The organism is Shinella sp. G-2 (assembly GCF_050172695.1).
Classification (GTDB): Bacteria; Pseudomonadota; Alphaproteobacteria; order Rhizobiales; family Rhizobiaceae; genus Shinella.
In genome coordinates, this window is sequence record NZ_JBBEYH010000027.1 from 1 (window position 1) to 17,901 (window position 17,901).

At 66.4% G+C, this 17,901-nt stretch carries 14 protein-coding genes; 10 read left to right on the top strand and 4 right to left on the bottom strand.

The genetic code is table 11. The features are described from left to right. On the bottom strand, positions 1-150 hold a 150-nt coding region (locus tag V8U06_RS24965), incomplete at its 3' end, for an FAD-binding protein (RefSeq protein WP_427143043.1). A gap of 283 nt (positions 151-433) precedes the next feature. On the opposite strand from V8U06_RS24965, the gene V8U06_RS24970 reads away from it, so the two are divergent. The 7 genes from V8U06_RS24970 to V8U06_RS25000 all read left to right on the top strand — a co-directional run bounded on the left by V8U06_RS24970 (position 434) and on the right by V8U06_RS25000 (position 7,310). Further along, positions 434-1,837, top strand: coding sequence for an FAD-binding oxidoreductase (locus V8U06_RS24970; protein WP_427142982.1), 1,404 nt, complete (start codon positions 434-436; stop codon positions 1,835-1,837). A gap of 24 nt (positions 1,838-1,861) precedes the next feature. Then, positions 1,862-2,650 carry an SDR family oxidoreductase gene (locus tag V8U06_RS24975; protein ID WP_427142983.1) on the top strand — a complete coding sequence of 263 codons (789 nt, stop codon included), beginning with the start codon at positions 1,862-1,864 and terminating at the stop codon, positions 2,648-2,650. A gap of 211 nt (positions 2,651-2,861) precedes the next feature. Beyond that, positions 2,862-4,154 (top strand): Hsp70 family protein, encoded by a 1,293-nt coding sequence (locus V8U06_RS24980; protein WP_427142984.1) that lies wholly within the window; start codon positions 2,862-2,864, stop codon positions 4,152-4,154. A gap of 89 nt (positions 4,155-4,243) precedes the next feature. Beyond that, a complete protein-coding gene (locus V8U06_RS24985) occupies positions 4,244-5,140 on the top strand; it encodes a uracil-DNA glycosylase (RefSeq protein ID WP_427142985.1) in 897 nt (298 codons plus the stop codon). Between the two features lie 212 nt (positions 5,141-5,352). Next, positions 5,353-5,529, top strand: coding sequence for a hypothetical protein (locus V8U06_RS24990; RefSeq protein ID WP_226919883.1), 177 nt, complete (start codon positions 5,353-5,355; stop codon positions 5,527-5,529). A gap of 48 nt (positions 5,530-5,577) precedes the next feature. After that, complete coding sequence (locus V8U06_RS24995) at positions 5,578-5,721, top strand: hypothetical protein (RefSeq protein WP_427142986.1); 144 nt, start codon at positions 5,578-5,580, stop codon at positions 5,719-5,721. 308 nt (positions 5,722-6,029) lie between these two features. Continuing rightward, positions 6,030-7,310 carry an MFS transporter gene (locus V8U06_RS25000; protein WP_427142987.1) on the top strand — a complete coding sequence of 427 codons (1,281 nt, stop codon included), beginning with the start codon at positions 6,030-6,032 and terminating at the stop codon, positions 7,308-7,310. Between the two features lie 7 nt (positions 7,311-7,317). Here V8U06_RS25000 and V8U06_RS25005 read toward each other — a convergent pair whose 3' ends face one another. Further along, the gene (locus tag V8U06_RS25005) at positions 7,318-8,256 is read right to left on the bottom strand and encodes a DMT family transporter (protein WP_427142988.1); all 939 of its coding nucleotides are present in this window, start codon (positions 8,254-8,256) and stop codon (positions 7,318-7,320) included. Between the two features lie 324 nt (positions 8,257-8,580). Between V8U06_RS25005 and pepN the strand changes: the two genes are divergently transcribed. Continuing rightward, positions 8,581-11,229 carry an aminopeptidase N gene (pepN, locus tag V8U06_RS25010; protein ID WP_427142989.1) on the top strand — a complete coding sequence of 883 codons (2,649 nt, stop codon included), beginning with the start codon at positions 8,581-8,583 and terminating at the stop codon, positions 11,227-11,229. A gap of 12 nt (positions 11,230-11,241) precedes the next feature. Here the strand turns inward: pepN and V8U06_RS25015 are convergent, their stop codons facing one another. Continuing rightward, on the bottom strand, positions 11,242-11,610 hold the full coding sequence (locus V8U06_RS25015; protein ID WP_226919888.1) for a VOC family protein: 369 nt from the start codon (positions 11,608-11,610) through the stop codon (positions 11,242-11,244). 74 nt (positions 11,611-11,684) lie between these two features. On the opposite strand from V8U06_RS25015, the gene V8U06_RS25020 reads away from it, so the two are divergent. Beyond that, positions 11,685-12,407, top strand: a complete 723-nt coding sequence (locus V8U06_RS25020) for a helix-turn-helix transcriptional regulator (RefSeq protein ID WP_427142990.1) — start codon at positions 11,685-11,687, stop codon at positions 12,405-12,407. Between the two features lie 109 nt (positions 12,408-12,516). Then, positions 12,517-14,874 (top strand): PAS domain-containing sensor histidine kinase, encoded by a 2,358-nt coding sequence (locus tag V8U06_RS25025; protein WP_427142991.1) that lies wholly within the window; start codon positions 12,517-12,519, stop codon positions 14,872-14,874. A 71-nt stretch (positions 14,875-14,945) separates the two neighbouring features. Here V8U06_RS25025 and V8U06_RS25030 read toward each other — a convergent pair whose 3' ends face one another. Then, entirely contained in the window at positions 14,946-17,894 is a 2,949-nt protein-coding gene (locus tag V8U06_RS25030; protein ID WP_427142992.1) for a bifunctional [glutamine synthetase] adenylyltransferase/[glutamine synthetase]-adenylyl-L-tyrosine phosphorylase, read from the bottom strand. Positions 17,895-17,901: the final 7 nt, after the last annotated feature.

A 17,901-nucleotide genomic window follows, 5' to 3' on the forward strand; every position in this document is an offset into this window, starting at 1 on the left:
TTCCGAGCCCTTTTCCAGCACGACGACCGTCAGGTCAGGATTGACCTGCTTCAGCCGGATCGCCGCCGAAAGGCCGGCCGGCCCCGCACCGACGATCACAACGTCGAATTCCATGCTCTCGCGTTCGGGGAGTTCCATTTGTTCGCTCATTCTTCTCTCCACCCCGCAACCCCTCAAAAGCCGCGGAAAGTCCCTCAGGTCGACCTGTCATGACAAATACCGGAAATCTTGTCGAGCCGTTCTGCGACAGACTTTCCCCGCTTTTGCGCATGACCTCATGATAGGTTCGCGAGTTTATTGACTTTAACGTAAACGTCAACCGACCGCTGGACGCCTGTCCGGCGATTGTCGGGATGCCCTTCGGCTGCTTGCTTGATTCCGGCTGCGGCCGGGACTACCCATTGCTGCGAGCCAACCGGAGAGACCCAACCCGATGTCCGAGATTATCCGATCGCTGCAGCGCGACTTGAACGATTTCGGCGATGAACTCCACCTTGTCGGAAGCGAGCGGCTGGGCGAGCGGCACCCCGGCGAGCATCCCGACAATTTCGGCGCCGGCGCCATGGCGCAGCCCGCAACGCCCGAGGCCGCCGCCGCCGTGATACGCTGGTGCGTGGAAAACGGCGTGCCGGTCGTGCCGCAGGGCGGGCGCACCGGCCTCGTCGGCGGCGGCGTCAGCCGGCCGGGCGAGCTCATTGTCTCCACCGCGAAGCTCAACCGCATCGAGGCGATCGATCCCCTCGCCCGCACCGCCACCGTGGGCGCGGGCGTGACCCTGCAGGCCCTGCAGGAGGCCGCGGCGGAATTCGGCCTTGCGCCCGGCATCGACCTTGCCGCCCGCGGCAGCGCCACCATCGGCGGCATGATCGCCACCAATGCCGGCGGGATTCTGGCCTTCCGCAACGGCGTGATGCGCCATCAGGTGCTCGGCATCGAGGCCGTGCTGCCGGAAGGGAGCCTGTTCAGCGACCTGACGCAGGTGCTGAAGGTCAGCGCCGGCCCGGATATCAAGCAGCTTCTCATCGGCTCGGAGGGCGCCTATGGCTTCGTCACCCGCGCCGTGCTGAAGCTGGAAAACGTCAATGCGATGCGCGCCACCGCGCTTGTCGGCGTGCCGAGCGCCGCCGCCGCGCTCGCCCTCGTCGCCCATGTCCGCGCCCGGCCCGCCCTGCAGCTCGAAGGCGCGGAACTGATGTGGGCTGGTTTTTTCCGCGACAGCGCCCGCGAGCGCGGCTTCGATCTCGACTGGCTGGACGGCGAGACGCCCGCCGTTCTCCTGATGGAGGTTTCCGCCGCCAGCGAGGAAGAGGCGCGCACCGCGCTGGAGGACGGACTTGCCGAATGCTGGGAGGCTCAGGCGCTGACCAGCGGCATCGTCGCCGCCTCGCTCGACCAGGCCCGCCGCTTCTGGGCGCTGCGGGAGGAAAGCGACTTCATCTATCGCCTGCATCCGGCCGCCCCCTCCTTCGACGTCTCCGTGCCGTCGGGCGCGCTCGACGCCTATGTCGCGGATCTCGGCGCGCGGCTGAAGGCCATCGATCCGGGCTTCGACGCCTATGTCTACGGCCATATCGCCGACGGCAATCTGCACATTTCCGTTTTCGGCGACGGCGCGGCGGCAGCCGCCATGAAGGCGCCCATCGAGGACGCGGTCTATGGCGGCGTCGCGGACTGCGGCGGCATCTTTTCCGCCGAGCACGGCGTCGGGCTGGAGAAACGCCGGGCCTACCTGACCTACGGCAACCCCGCCCGCCGGGCGGCGGCGCAGGCGATCAAGGCCGCGCTCGACCCGCACAACCTGTTCAACCCGGGCAAGGTGCCCTTCCGGGCCGATTGAGCCCGCACATTTGAGGATATCGTCATGGATCTCGGCATCACCGGCAAACGCGCGCTCGTTCTCGCCTCCTCGCGCGGCCTCGGCAAGGGCATCGCCGTCGCGCTCGCCCGCGAGGGCGCGCATGTGCTTCTGTGCGGGCGCAGCGCCGAAACGCTGGCGGCCAATTGCGCCGCCATCAATGCCGAAGGTCCCGGCCGGGCCGACTGGGTCGAGGCCGACCTCGGCGCGGACAGTTTCGTCGAGACGGTCGTCCGGGCCGTCGCGGAAAAGCTCGGCGGCATCGACATCCTCGTCAACAATTCCGGCGGGCCGACGCCGGGCTCGACCGAGGACATGAGCGAGGAAAAGCTGACCACCTATTTCCAGTCCATGGTGCTGCGCCTCATCACCCTCACCAACCGGCTGCTGCCCGGCATGAAGGAGCAGCGCTGGGGCCGCATCCTCACCGTCGCCTCCTCCGGCGTCATCGAGCCGATCTCGGGCCTGGCGCTCTCCAACACGCTGCGCCCGGCGCTCGCCGGCTGGTCGAAGACGCTCGCCACCGAGGTGGCGCAATACGGCGTCACCAGCAACATGCTGCTGCCCGGCAGCATCTTCACCGACCGGCTGAAGAGCCTCGACGCCGCCGCGGCCGAACGCAGCGGCCGGAGCGTCGAGGAGGTGAAGACCGCTTCGGAAAAGGCGATCCCCGCCCGCCGCTACGGCACCGTCGAGGAATTCGCCGCCACGGCCGCCTTCCTGTGCAGCGCGCCGGCAAGCTATGTCACCGGCAGCCTCGTGCGCTGTGACGGGGGCGCCGCGCACTCCGTCTGAACGGACAATGGGCCGTCTGAACGGACAATGAGCCGCCTGAACGGACCGCGGGCCGTCTGAACCACCGGCGGGGGACGGCAAGCCCCCTTGCCATTCCCCCGCGCCTGTGCCATTTCGCGCCCTCTTCTTTCCGGAGCGCATGCGATGCGCCCTTTCGCGCGACGCTTTCAGCGGCGTTTCAACACAATTTTACGATCAAAGGGGCACGGCGATGGCACGGGCACTCGGGCTCGACTTCGGCACGACGAACACGGTTCTCGCGCTTTCCACCGGCGGCGTGGACACACGCTCCATGCATTTCGAAAGCAGCGTCGGCACCACCGACACGATGCGCACGGCGCTGTCCTTCATGAAGGATCCGCTCGTCGGCGCGCAGGCGCTGAAGGTCGAGGCCGGACAGGCGGCCATCCGCCAGTTCATCGACAATCCCGGCGATTGCCGCTTCCTGCAGTCGATCAAGACCTTTGCCGCCAGCGCCCTCTTCCAGGGCACGCTGATCTTCGCGCGCCGGCATTCCTTCGACGACCTGATGGAAATCTTTCTGCGGCGCCTGAAGGCCTATGCCGGCGCGGACTGGCCGGCGGAGGTGTCGCGCATCGTCACCGGCCGGCCGGTGCAGTTCGCCGGCGCCAGCCCCGACCCGGCGCTCGCCCTCGAACGCTACAATGCGGCGCTGACCAAGCTCGGCTTTCCGGAAATCCACTATGTCTACGAGCCCGTGGCCGCCGCCTACTACTTCGCCCAGACGCTGAAGAGCGACGCCACCGTGCTCGTCGCCGACTTCGGCGGCGGCACGACGGACTATTCGCTGATCCGCTTCGAGCGGGAGGCGGGCCGCCTGAAGGCGACGCCCATCGGCCATTCCGGCGTCGGCATCGCCGGCGACCATTTCGATTCCCGCATGATCGAACATCTCGTCGCGCCGGAGATCGGCAAGGGCACGCATTTCAAGAGCTTCGACAAGGTGCTGGAAGTGCCCTCGGGCTACTATGCCAACTTCGCCCGCTGGAACCAGCTGTCGATCTTCAAGACGACGCGCGAGTTCAACGACCTGAAGTCGCTGGTCCGCTCGGCGCTGGAGCCGGAAAAGCTGGAACTCTTCATCGACCTCGTCGAGCATGACGAGGGTTACCCGCTCTATCAGGCGATCTCGGCCACCAAGATGGCGCTGTCGGCCGCCGACGAGGCGGAATTCCACTTCGCGCCGCTCGGGGCAGCCGGCCGCAAGGCGGTCAAGCGCGCCGATTTCGAGACCTGGATCGCCCCGGACCTCGCACGCATCGAAGGCGCGCTCGACGAGGTGCTGGAAAAGACGAACACCGCGCCCGGCGCGGTCGACAAGGTGTTCCTCACCGGCGGCACCTCCTTCGTGCCGGCGGTGCGGCGCATCTTCACCCGCCGTTTCGACGCCGGAAAGATCGAAAGCGGCGGCGAACTGCTCTCCATCGCCCACGGTCTGGCGCTGATCGGCGAGAGCGACGACATCGCGACATGGGCGTCGTGAGCCGGGGCATCGTGATTTGGGGCATCGCGAGGTGGACCGAATGACTCTGGCGCTTTCCTCGCGCGGCCGGCTCCGATAGGGTGAAGGCCATGAACGCCGCCCGAGACCTTCACCCCGCGCAACTGCGCTCGCTCCTGCATTTCTATGCGGATGCGGGCGTGGAATGGCTGCTGGAGGAAGAGGCGGTCGACCGCTTCGCCGAGTTCGAGGCGATGCGCGCGGCGCGCGGCATGCCCGCCGAGCGCGAAGCGCCGCCCGCATTTCAGCAACAGTCTGGCCAGCAGCAGCCCAATCCGCAGCAAGGCACCCGGCAGGCGCCCACGCGGCAGGAGCAGCCCCGCGCCGCTGCCCCTGCCCCCGCCATGCCGACCGTGGCGATCCCCGATAGCCAGGCCGTCGCCGAAGCGGAGTTCGCCGCCGGCAGCGCCCGCTCGCTGGAGGAATTGCGCACGGCGATGGAGGCCTTCAACGGCTGCAACCTGAAGACCAGCGCGCGCTGCCTCGTCTTTGCCGAGGGCAAGGCGAAACCCTCCGTCATGGTGATCGGCGCCATGCCGAACGCCGACGACGACCGCGATGGCCAGCCCTTTTCCGGCCGGCAGGGCGCGATGCTGGAGCGCATGTTCGCCGGCATCGGGCTGTCCCGTGCCGATCTCCTGCTCACCAATATCGTGCCCTGGCGTCCGCCGGGCAACCGCCCGCCCTCGCAGCGCGAAGCGGATATCTGCCGGCCCTTCATCGAACGCCAGATCGCGCTCGCCGAACCGAATCACCTGCTGGTGCTCGGCAATTTCGCGGCGCGATTCCTGTTCCGCTCGGCCGATACGATCCATCAACTGCGCGGGGAATGGCGTGAAATCGCCGTTGCCGGCCGCTCCGTCCCGGCTTTTGCCACGCTGCACCCGCAGGATCTGGTCACGGCGCCGATCAGCAAACGGCTCGCCTGGCAGGACCTGCTTGCTTTTCGTGCAGGGCTGAACGGCTGATCCGCCAAGGCGGATTCAATATTTTCAAACACTTATCTTCTGCCACTTTTCAGGCAGTAAAATACGTGCCGCCAAATTGCCTTGAGCATGAACAAAATATTTCATCAGCCATGCAGATTGAACATATCTGCCGGGCAGAATGTCGCATTGCAAAATCAATGCTGCGGCGCAATATAAGACCACGGGAGGGACAGAGTTTAAGGAAACGACCCATGACCGCCCGCTTTCGGCCCATCCATTCGAGCTTCGAGACGCTCCGCCATTCCGGTCTTCGCACCGGCCGCGGCTTCGGCGGCATCGCTGCCCCGGCCAACGAGCAGCTCACGGCCGCCGGCTTTGCCCGCATCAACCGCCCCGCTCAGCTCTTCTCCGACTTCATCACCCGCTGAACGGAACGGCGCATCCGCGCCGCCCATCGAACCATCCAGGAGCACGCCATGGCCCATATCCGCAAGCTGATGTCCGACATCGCCGATATCCGCGCCGCCGTGAACGCCGCCCGGGAATATTCCGTGCTGGCGTCCCTGCCGCGCGACGCCGTCCAGCGCCGCGACCCGCTCAATGCCTTCCTGCCCAACTGAGGCGGCCCAACCGAGACGGGATCGGCCCTGACCCGGCCGCGACCAGAATGCCCATCGTGGGAAGGCAGGACGCCTTCCCTCTTCATTCTTCCGCGCCCTCCGGCGGAAGCGCTCCGACGCCCCGTCCCCGGTTCGTCCTGTCCGGCCTTTCCCCGGCATGCCTTTCTGGCACCCTTCTCCTGAAATTCCTGTGGGTTCGGCCTTCCGGCGGGCTTTCTGGTTTACGCCAGCCGCTGTCGCTGTGGACAGGGCGCGGCCGTCGCAATAGAGCGACACTTCACCGAATGCCCCTCTCCCCGGAGCCTTCCATGCTGGCGAGCCTTGTCTCCATCCTGAGCCTGATGCTGTCCACCCTTCTGATGATGGTGGCCTTCGGCCTGCAAAGCTATGTCGTGCCCGTGCGCGCGGTCGCGGAGGGATGGTCGACGCAGACGATCTCGATGATCGCGACGGGTTATACGATCGGCTTCACGTTGTCCTGCATCGTCACGCCGAAATTCGTGCTGCTCGTCGGCCATGTGCGGGTCTTCGTCGCGCTGATCACGCTGCTCGCCATCGCCATCCTGCTCTGCGCGCTTGTCGTCGACTGGCGGGCCTGGATGCTGTTCCGCGCCATATCAGGCTTTGCCATTTCCGGCAGCTATCTCATCATCGAAAGCTGGCTGAACGAGCGGGTGACGAACGAGAACCGCGGCTCGGTCTTCTCGATCTATCTGATCACCACCATGGTCGGCACGATCGGCGGGCAATATCTCGTGCCGCTCGGCGATCCCTCCAACACCTCGCTCTTCATCCTGTGCGGCATCATCTTCTCCGTCGCGCTGCTGCCGACGGCGCTCACCTCCTCGCCGCTGCCCGCCCCGCCGACGCAGGCCCGCTTCAACGTTCAGCGGCTCTACCGGCGCTCGCCGGTCGCCGTCGTCGGCGCCTTCCTTGCCGGCGCGCTCTCGGGGGCCTGGCTCAATCTCGGCGGCGTCTTCACCCAGCGCAGCGGCCTTTCGACGGCCGAGGGCGCGACGCTGCTCGCCTCCGTGCTGGTCGGCAGCGCCCTGTCGCAGATCCCGATCGGCCGCGCCTCCGACCGCATGGACCGCCGCCTCGTCATGGTCGCCTGCGGCATCGTCGGCACGCTCGCCTGCCTTGCCATGGCCTTCGTCGCCGGCGGGCCGCCGGTGCTGCTCTATATCGTCGCCGCCTTCGTCGGCTCGGTGATCTTCCCGATCTATGCGCTCAACGTCGCCCATGCCAATGACCGCGCCCAGCCCGACGAATATGTCGAGGTCTCCTCGGGCATGATGATCGTCTACGGCGTCGGCACGATTTCCGGCCCGCTGATGGTCGGCCCGGTCATGGACCGATTCGGGCCGGGCTCGCTCTTCGTGGTGCTTGCGGTCTATTTCCTGCTCTACGGCGCCTATGCCGCCTGGCGCATCAGCCGCCGCGAGGCCAATGACGGCCTCGTCGCCAAGACGGACTTCCAGGCGATGACGGCCCAGCCGCTCGGCGCTGACGCCGCCGCCGCGGCCCTCCAGCCCGACAGCGTGACGGACGAGCGCATCGAGGACACGACGACGCCGGACTGGCGCTGAGAGCCTCTCAGCCCTGCGTCGTGTGGTGCCGCAGCTCGGCGCGGCGCTTCAGTTCGAGCCGGTGCTCTCGGAAGATGACGAAGATGCCGGCGCTGACGACGATGGCGGTGCCCGTCAGCATGGTGCTGGTGGGCACGTCGTCGAACAGCACATAGCCGACGATGAGGCCGAACACGATCGAGGTATATTCGAACGGCGCGATGGTCGAGACGTCGGCATAGCGGTAACTCGCCGTCAGCAGCAATTGCGCGATGCCGCCGCAAAAGCCCGCGAGCGCCATCATGATGAGCCCGGTCCAGCCGAGATCGATCCAGCCGAAGGGCAGCGTGCCGAGCGAGAAGACCGAGGCGAAGAGCGAGAAATAGAGCACGATGGTGGGCGTGCGCTCGGTCTGCACCAGCTTGCGCACCAGCACCATTGCGAAGGAGCCGAGCACGGCGAAGGCCATCATCGCCAGCGCGCCCATCGCCTCCGAGGAGCCGAAGCCGCCCTCGCGAAACAGCGTCAGGCGCGGCCAGCTGATGATGCCGACGCCCACCAGCCCGATCAGCACCGCGCACCAGCGATAGGGGCCGACCCGCTCTTTCAGGAAAAGCGCGGCGACGACGACGGTGACGAGCGGCAGGGCATAGCCGAGCGCGATGGATTCGGGCAGCGGCAGGTGTACGAGGCCATAGAAGCCGCAGCCCATGGACAGGATGCCGACGAAGCCGCGCTTGAAATGGCCGAAGATGTCGTTGGTGCGGAAGGCGTCGCGCAACTGGCCCTGCACGCCGAGGAAGACGATGATCGGCACCATGGCGAAGGCCGAGCGCAGGAAGGTGATCTGCCCTGCCGGAATTTCCCTGCCGGCCGCCTTGATGAGCGTCGACATGCACAGGAAGATCACGACCGACGCGACCTTGAGGAAAATCCCTTTCATGGGATTGGGCGATTGCATGTCCATGCGGGAACTCGGCACGGCCGGCGGGCCGTGGCATTCAGGCGTTGAGAAGATCGGAGATCCGATTCAGAAGATTGCAAGTCTAGCGGGATCGCTGACGGGATGGGATGAATTCTGGTGATGCGTCGCGGATATTTTTGATCGGACCGTCAAGACGAACGCCGTGCCGGAACGGCACAAATTTCTGTTTCCCCGCCCGCCGTGGAAATGAGATGTTAAGCGAAGACGCATATCTATTCGTGGAACTTGGGGGCAGACCGTCCCGGCGATCCGCCCTATCCTGCACGGAAGGGACGGAAACCGGGCGGCAAAGAGCAGGACATTTCCATGCGGACAGAGAACGGCCGGATCATCCATCTGGCAGACTATCGCCAGACTGACTTCGTTCTCGAACGCGTCGACCTGACCTTTGAACTGGATCCCACGGAGACCAAGGTCGAGGCCCGCCTGATCTTCCACCGCCGCGAAGGCGCCGACCTTGCCGCGCCGCTGGTGCTCGACGGCGACGAACTCGTCATGACGGGCCTGCTCTTCGACCAGATGGAAATGGACGCCGCCCGCTACGACGCGACGCCCGACAGCCTGACGGTCCGCGACCTGCCGGCATCCGAGCCCTTCGAGATCACGATCACGACGCTGATCAATCCGGAAGCCAACACGCAGCTGATGGGCCTCTACCGCACCAACGGCGTCTACTGCACGCAGTGCGAGGCCGAAGGCTTCCGCCGCATCACCTATTTCCCCGACCGGCCGGATGTGCTCGCCGTCTACACGGTCAACATCATCGCCGACAAGGCGAGCTGCCCGCTGCTCCTGTCGAACGGCAACTTCCTCGGCGGCGCCGGCTATGGCGAAGGCAAGCATTTCGCCGCCTGGTTCGATCCGCACCCGAAACCCTCCTATCTCTTCGCGCTCGTCGCCGGCGATCTCGGCGTGGTGGAAGACACGTTCACGACCATGTCGGAGCGTGAGGTGACGCTGAAGATCTATGTCGAGCACGGCAAGGAAGCGCGCGCGGCCTATGCCATGGACGCGCTGAAGCGCTCGATGAAATGGGACGAAGAGGTCTTCGGCCGCGAATACGACCTCGACATCTTCATGATCGTCGCCGTCTCCGACTTCAACATGGGCGCCATGGAGAACAAGGGGCTCAACGTCTTCAACGACAAATACGTGCTCGCGGACCCGGAAACGGCGACCGACCAGGACTATGCGAATATCGAGGCGATCATCGCCCACGAATATTTCCACAACTGGACCGGCAACCGCGTCACCTGCCGCGACTGGTTCCAGCTCTGCCTCAAGGAAGGCCTGACGGTCTATCGCGACCACGAATTCTCCGCCGACCAGCGCTCGCGCGCCGTCAAGCGTATCGCCGAGGTGCGCCACCTGAAGTCGGAGCAGTTCCCCGAGGATGCCGGCCCCCTCGCCCATCCCGTCCGCCCGGTCAAATACCGCGAAATCAACAACTTCTACACGACGACCGTCTACGAGAAGGGCTCCGAGGTCACGCGCATGATCGCGACCATCCTCGGCAAGGACGGCTTCAAGAAGGGCATGGACCTCTATTTCGAACGTCATGACGGCGATGCCGCGACGATCGAGGATTTCGTCACGTGCTTCGAGGAGGTCAGCGGCACCGATCTCGGCCAGTTCTCGCGCTGGTATCACCAGGCGGGCACGCCGCTGGTCAGCCTTTCCTCCAGCTACGACCAGGCGAAGGGCGAATTCACCCTGTCGCTGGAACAGATGATCCCGCCGACGCCCGGCCAGAGCACCAAGGAGCCGATGCACATTCCGCTGCGCTTCGGGCTCCTGTCCGCCGACGGCACGGAGGCGACGCCCTCTGCCGTCAGCGGCGCCGAGGTGACCGGCGACGTGCTGCACCTGAAGGAGCGCCGCCAGACGGTGACCTTCTCGGGCATCGCCTCGCGCCCCGTCGTCTCGCTCAACCGCAGCTTCTCCGCGCCGATCAACCTGCATTTCGAGCAGGCGCCGGCCGACCTTGCCCATATCGCCCGGTACGACAGCGACCTCTTCGCCCGCTGGCAGGCCCTGAACGACCTTGCCCTGCCGAACCTCGTCGACGCCGCCCGGAAGGCCCGCGCGGGCGAAACGGTCGAAACGAACCCGGTCCTTGCCGACACGCTGATCGCCATTGCCGGCGACGAGACGCTGGAACCCGCCTTCCGCGCCCAGGCGCTGGCGCTGCCGTCGGAATCCGACATCGCCCGCGAACTCGGCAGCAACAACGACCCGGACGCCATTCGCACCGGCCGCGAAGCGGTGCTCGCCTTCATCGCCAACCGCGATCCGTCCGTCTTCGCAAAGCTCTTCGACAGCCGCCGCACCGAGGGCGCCTTCACGCCGGATGCGACGAGCGCCGGCCACCGCGCGCTGCGCAATGCGGCGCTCGCCTATCTCGCCGTCGCCGACGGCAATCCGGTCCGCGCGGCGGAAGCCTTCGCGGCCGCCGACAACATGACCGATCTCAGCGCGGCGCTGACCGTGCTGGCGCATCGTTTCCCCGACGCGCCGGAGACGGCGGCGGCGCTGGAAACCTTCCGCACGCGCTTTGCCGACAATGCGCTGGTGCTCGACAAGTGGTTCTCGATCCAGTCGACCATTCCGGGCGACGGCGCGCTGGGGCGCGTCAAGGCGCTGATGGAAAGCGCGCATTTCAACAAGACGAACCCCAACCGCGTGCGCGCGCTGGTGGGCACCTTCGCCTTCTCCAACCCGACCGGCTTCAACCGGGCGGACGGCGCGGGCTACCGGTTCCTGGTCGACCAGATCCTGGAGATCGATCCCAAGAACCCGCAGCTCGCGGCCCGCATCCTCACCTCCATGCGCTCCTGGCGGGCGCTGGAAGAGGTGCGCTCGGATCACGCCCGCAACGCGCTGCGCGCCATCGCTGCGGGCGAGAAGCTCTCCTCCGACGTCTCCGACATCGTGGAGCGCATGCTGAAGGGCTGAGCCCTTCCCTCCTCACTTGTCCGGCGGGCAGACGCGGATCCGGTGACCATCCGGATCCAGCGCCACGAAGGTGCGGCCGAAGACCGCCGTGAACGGCGGCTGCTCGATGGTGACGCCGGCCGCCTTCCATTTTTCATGGAGGGCATCGATCTCGGCGTCCTCGTCCACGACGATGGCGATCTCCGAGCGGTTGCCGGTGCCGGCGGAGACGAAATCGTTCGCCGTCGTCGCCCACAGGCCAAGGCCGAGGCCGTTGTCGAAACGGAACGCGACGAAGCCCGGCGACTGGGCGACCGGCGCGCGCTCGAAAAGCGCCTCGTAGAAACGGCCGCTTGCGGCGGGGTTCCCGACATAGAGGATGAGAAGGTTGGGAGAGATCATCGGATCGTCCTTTCGTTTGCCGTGACGGGAGGACCCTAGGCGACACCACTGCCAAAAAGTGGCAGTAGCGTGCCATGGCCCGATCCGAACGACTGCTCAGCCTGCTCCAGATCCTCCGCCGCCACCGCCATCCGGTGAGCGGCTCCACCCTTGCCGGGGAACTTGGCGTCAGCATCCGCACGCTCTACCGCGACATCGCCACCCTGCAGGCGCAGGGCGCCGATATCGAGGGCGAACCGGGCGTCGGCTATGTGCTGCGCCCCGGCTTCATGCTGCCGCCGCTGATGTTCTCGCAAGGCGAACTCGAGGCGCTGATGCTCGGCTTCCGCTGGGTGCAGAAATTCGCCGACACGCCGGTCACGAAGGCGGCGAGCGACGCGCTCGCCAAGATCTCGGCGGTGCTGCCGGCGGACCTCAGGGACGAACTGGAAAACACCGCGCTGCTGGTCGGGCCGCGCAAGATCGTCGACAGCGAAATCGTCGACCTCACCGTGCTGCGGGCGGCCATCCGGCGGGAGCGCAAGGTCCACCTTGCCTATGCCGACGGGGCGGGCAGCGCCTCGGAACGCACCGTCTGGCCGGTGGCGCTCGGCTATTTCGAGGAGACGCGCATGCTCGTCGCCTGGTGCGAATGGCGGCAGGGCTACCGGCATTTCCGCACCGACCGCATGCAGGCGCTCACGCTGCTGGATGCACGTTATCCGCGTCGTCGCGCGGCGATGCTGAAGGAATGGCGGGAAACGGAGATGGGTCCGCGCCGCCCGCAAGCCGCCCGGGATGCAAAATCCCAACCATAAGAAATGGTTAAAAAACTTTTACCATTTCCTATGGACAAGCCGAATCACAATTGATTCATTAGGGCAGATTCGGGCGAGCGGCGCGCCGAATCGCGAGAGGGTACAAGGTTTGAAGACTATGGCGGACGCGCAACGAGGACGCGCATCCGGCGGGTGGACTCGTCTCAGATTTCCGGGAATGGCGGCCTGGGAAGATGAGTTGACGGGCCAGGCGAAGATTTTCGCCGGACCTGCCGCACGGCATCTGACACGGGCCGAGCCCGTGCTGAAACGGTCGATACCGATCCTGATCATCGCCTTCCTGTTCGTGGTCGGCATTTCGCGCATGGTCGGCATCATCGTCGAACATGACCGCATGGATACCAGCGTCAAGGATGCGACCTCGCTGACGGCTATCGCCGTGGGCGCGGTGTTTTCCGGCCCCATGGCCGACAGCCTCGCGCAGTCCGACCGCATGGCGGCCGAGGCCGCGCTCTCCCTTCATCTGCCGCAGGACCGCATGCAGCCGGGCGGCATCGTTCTCTTCGTCGAGGAGAAGGGCCATGTCTTCGGCGCATCGCTGGCCGCGGCGCGCTATGTCGGCCAGTCGCTCGCGCGCTTTTCGCCTGAGCTTGCCGCCAGCCAGTATTTCGGCGAACCGGGCGGCGCCTTCCGCACCCGCATCGGCGATCAGGATTACTACGCCGCGCTGGTGCAGATGCCGAAAGAGGGCGGTTTCATCGTCGTCGCCAATCCGCTCGGCCAGCTCGCCGCCCTGTGGCGCGACGAGGTGGCGCTGAACGTCACGCTGTTCGCCGGCATTTCGGCCATCCTGCTCGTCATCCTCTACGCCTATTACATCCAGGCCAAGCGCGCGCGCGATGCCGATGCGATCTTCGCCGAATCCAACCTGCGGGTGGAGACGGCGCTCGCCCGCGGCCGCTGCGGCCTTTGGGATTTCGACCTTGCCAACCGGCGGCTGTTCTGGTCGCGCTCCATGTATGAAATGCTCGGCATGCCGCCGCGCGACAGCGTGCTGTCCTTCGGCGCGGCCGCGCGCCTGATGCATCCCGACGACGACGGCATCTACCAGGTCGCCCGCGCCGTCGCGCGCGGCGAGGCCAAGCAGGTCGATCAGGTGTTCCGCATGCGCCACGCCGAGGGACACTATGTCTGGCTGCGCGCCCGCGCCCAGCTCATCCGCATGGCCTCCGGCCGCATGCACATCATCGGCATCGCCATGGACGTGACGGAGCAGCACCGGCTGGCCCAGCGCTACCAGGAGGCCGATCAGCGTCTGGCCGACGCCATCGAATGCACGTCCGAGGCCTTCGTGCTGTGGGACAAGAACGACCGGCTCGTCATGTGCAACGCGCATTACCAGCAGGCCTACGGCCTTCCCGACGACGTGCTGGTGCCGGGCATCGAGCGCGCGGCGGTGCATGCCGCCGCGGCCCGCCCGGTCATCGAGCGCCGCATCGCGGATGCGGACGGCACCGGCGTGTCGCAGACCAGCGAAGTGCAGCTCGCCGACGAGCGCTGGCTGCAGATCAACGAGCGGCGCACCCGCGACGGCGGCCTCGTTTCGGTCGGCACCGACATCACCATGATGAAGCGCCACCAGGTGCGCCTGCGCGAATCCGAACGCCGCCTGATGGCGACCATCGGCGACCTGTCGGCCTCGCGCGCCAAGCTGGAGCGCCAGAAGACCGAGCTTTCGCTCGCCAATGCCAATTACCAGGCGGAAAAGGACCGCGCCGAGGCGGCCAACCGCGCCAAGTCGGAATTCCTCGCCAACATGTCGCATGAGCTGCGCACGCCGCTCAACGCCATCCTCGGCTTCTCCGAAATCCTGCAGAACCAGATGTTCGGCCCCATCGGCTCGGACAAGTACCGCGAATATTCCCGCGACATCCACGAGAGCGGCCAGCACCTGCTCAACGTCATCAGCGACATCCTCGACATGTCGAAGATCGAGGCCGGCCATATGCGCATCAGCTGCGAGACGGTCGATCTCGCGCCGCTAATCGAGGAGACGATGCGCCTCACCATGCTGCAGGCGGAAAAGAAGAACATCACCGTCGAGGAAGCCTGCCCCGACCATCTCTTCACGGTGGCGGACCGCCGCGCCATGAAGCAGATCCTGCTGAACCTCCTGTCCAACGCCATGAAGTTCACCAACGAGGGCGGCCGGGTGAAGGTGCGCGCGCGCCGGGTGGACGGCGCGGTGACGCTGACCATCGCCGATACCGGCATCGGCATTCCGAAGTCCGCGCTGCAGAAGATCGGCCAGCCCTTCGAGCAGGTGCAGAGCCAGTATGCCAAGAGCAAGGGCGGCTCCGGCCTTGGCCTTGCCATCTCCCGCTCGCTCGCGCACCTGCATGGCGGCGCCATGCGCATCCAGTCGATCGAGGGCAAGGGCACGATCATCTCCGTGCGCATCCCGGACCGTGAACGGCTGGCGGCCCTGCACCTGGCGGCAGCTTGAGGCAAACCCGCCTGCAAGGATGATCCCCTTTTAGGAGACATTCCCGTTCACCGGAATGTCTCCCTGCGGCGTCACCCCTTCACCACGCCCTGGAAGATCTTGCGCACCGCCTTCGACACCCGGCGGATTTCCGCCTCCAGCGTGCGCAGGTCCGGGCAGTCGCCCGCCCGGCAGACGAGGTCGACGAGGCCGGCCGGCGCTTCCTTCGGGTCGAAGCCGCCATCGACGCAGAGACGCACGATCTGCGAGACCTCGGTATAGAGCACGAGCGCCTTCTGCACCGTGTCGAGATCGTTCGGGTCCATCATCGCACCCAGCACCGACAGCGCATCGCCCGTCGCCACGGCCTTTTCCGGCTGCGCCGCGCCGCGCGCGGGGGCGACGAGCGCCAGGAACTGCGCGATGAACTCGATGTCGATGAGGCCGCCCGGGATCAGCTTCAGGTCCCAGATATCCTTCGGCGGCTTTTCCTTGTCGATGAGGTCGCGCATCTCCGCGACGTCCCTGGCGACCTTGCCCGTCTCGCGCTTGCGGCCGAGCACCGAGCGGAAGATCGCCTCCGCCTCCTGCATCAGGCTTTCATCGCCGCAGAGCACCCGCGCGCGGGTCAGCGCCATGTGCTCCCAGGTCCAGGCCTCCTCCGCCTGATACTTGGCAAAGGCGTTGATGCGGGTGGCGACCGGACCCTTGTTGCCGGAGGGGCGGAGCCGCATGTCCACCTCGTAGAGCACGCCCTCGGCCGTCGGCGCGGACAGCGCCGCGATCAGCCGCTGGGTGATGCGGATGAAGTACTTCATGTTGTCGAGGGGTTTGGGGCCGTCCGACTCGAAGGCATCGCTGTCGTGGTCGTAGAGCAGGATGAGGTCGATGTCGGAGCCGGCGGTCAGCTCGAAGCTGCCGAGCTTGCCCATGCCGACCAGCGCCACGCGCCCGCCGGGGAACTTGCCATGCGCCGCCTCGATCTCCTCCAGCACCGCCTTCAGCGCCGCCGCGACGATGAGATCGGCGACATGGGTCAGGGCGCGCGCGGCCTGCTTGCCGGTGATCGCACCCGTCAGGAGGCGGATGCCGATGAGGAAGCGCTGTTCGGCGGCGATGATGCGCAGCCGGTCGAGGATTTCCTCATAGTGCCTTGCGCCGGAGACGAAGCCCTCGATGCGCGCGGCAAGATAGGCCCGCGTCGGCAGTTCGGCGAGAAGGCCGGGATCCAGCATGCCGTCGAAGACATGGGGTTTGGCCGCGATCACCTCGGCAAGGCGCGGGGCCGACGACATGATGTTGACGATGAGGGACAGCAGCGCCGGATTGTTGCCGAGCAGCGAGAAGAGCTGGATGCCCGCCGGCAGGCCGGAGATGAAATTGTCGAAGCGCAGCAGCGCCTCGTCCGCCCGCTTGCTCTCGCCGAAGACGCGTAGCAGTTCCGGCGTCAGTTCCGTCAGCCGCTCGCGCGCCTCGACCGATTGCGTGGCGCGGTAGCGGCCATAGTGCCAGGTGCGGATGGTGCGGGAAATATCCGCCGGCCGCTCGAAGCCTAGGCGCTTCAGCGTCTCCAGCGTGTCGGGGTCGTCCTTCTGGCCGGTGAAGACGAGGTTGCCGGTCTCCGAGGAAAGCTTCGCCTCCTGCTCGAACAGCGCCGCATAACGCCGTTCCACCGTCTTCAGCACCTCGACCAGCCGCGCGGAAAAGCCGGCCGTATCGGCAAAGCCGAGCATGAAGGCGATGCGCTTCAGTTCGGCTTCCGTCTCCGGAAGCACATGGCTCTGCTCGTCGCGCACCATCTGCACGCGATGCTCGACATCGCGCAGGAACCAGTAGGCCTCGGTCAGTTCCTCGGCCGTCGCCGCGTCGATCCAGTTCGCTTTGGCCAGTTCCTGCAGCATGGGCTCGGTGGCGCGCAGGCGCAGCGCCGGCACGCGGCCGCCGGCAATCAGCTGCTGCGTCTGCACGAAGAACTCGATCTCGCGGATGCCGCCGCGGCCGAGCTTGACGTTGTGCCCCTTCACGGCGATCTCGCCATGCCCCTTGTGCACATGAATCTGCCGCTTGATGGAATGGATGTCGGCGATGGCGGCATAGTCGAGATATTTGCGGAAGACGAAGGGCACCAGCCCCTTGAGGAAGGCCTCGCCCGCCTTGAGGTCGCCGGCGATGGGCTTGGCCTTGATGAAGGCCGCCCGCTCCCAGTTCTGCCCCCGGCCCTCGTAATAGAGCATGGCCGAATCGAAGGAGATGGCGAGCGGCGTCGCGCCGGGATCGGGCCGAAGGCGCAGGTCCGTGCGGAAGACGTAGCCGTCCGCCGTGCGCTCCTGCATGATGCGGATGAGGCGGCGCACGAGGCGCGAGAAGGTCTCGACCGTCTCGGTCGGATCGACCGCGACATTGGCCATCGGGTCGAAGAAGACGACGAGGTCGATATCGGAGGAATAGTTGAGTTCCGCCGCGCCGAGCTTGCCCATGCCGAGCACGATGAGGCCGGATTTCTCGCTCGGATGGGCGGGATCGGGCAGTTTCAGCTTGCCGCTGTCATGGGCCGAGAGCAGCAGGTGGTCGATGGCCGCCGAGGTGGCCGCCTCGGCGAGCGCCGTCAGCAGCGCGGTGGTCCGGCGCGCATCGAAGATGCGGGCAAGGTCGGCAAGCGCGGTGAAGAAGGCGACCTCCCGCTTGGCGACGCGCAGCCGCGTCATCAGCATGGCTTCCGTCACCTCGCCCTCCTCCGCCTTCCAGGCGGCGCGGGCGCGGGCGATGGCCGCCTCGATGGCGGGCAGGACCGGCTCGTCCAGCGCGCGGGCGAGCAGGCGCGGATCGATGCGCGCGGTGTCGCGCAGATAGGGCGAGAGCGTGAAGGCGGCGACGATGAAATCCTTGAGCGGCCCCTCCCCGGCAAGAAGCCGGGCGATGGCGGCGTGTTCCTTGCCCCAGTCCTTGAGGTCGGACAGCACCGACTTGACTTCCGTCTGGCTCAGGGGCCGGATCGGGGATGCCGAAAGATCGGAAAACCGCGTCGCTTCCGTCACGCTCATGATGTCT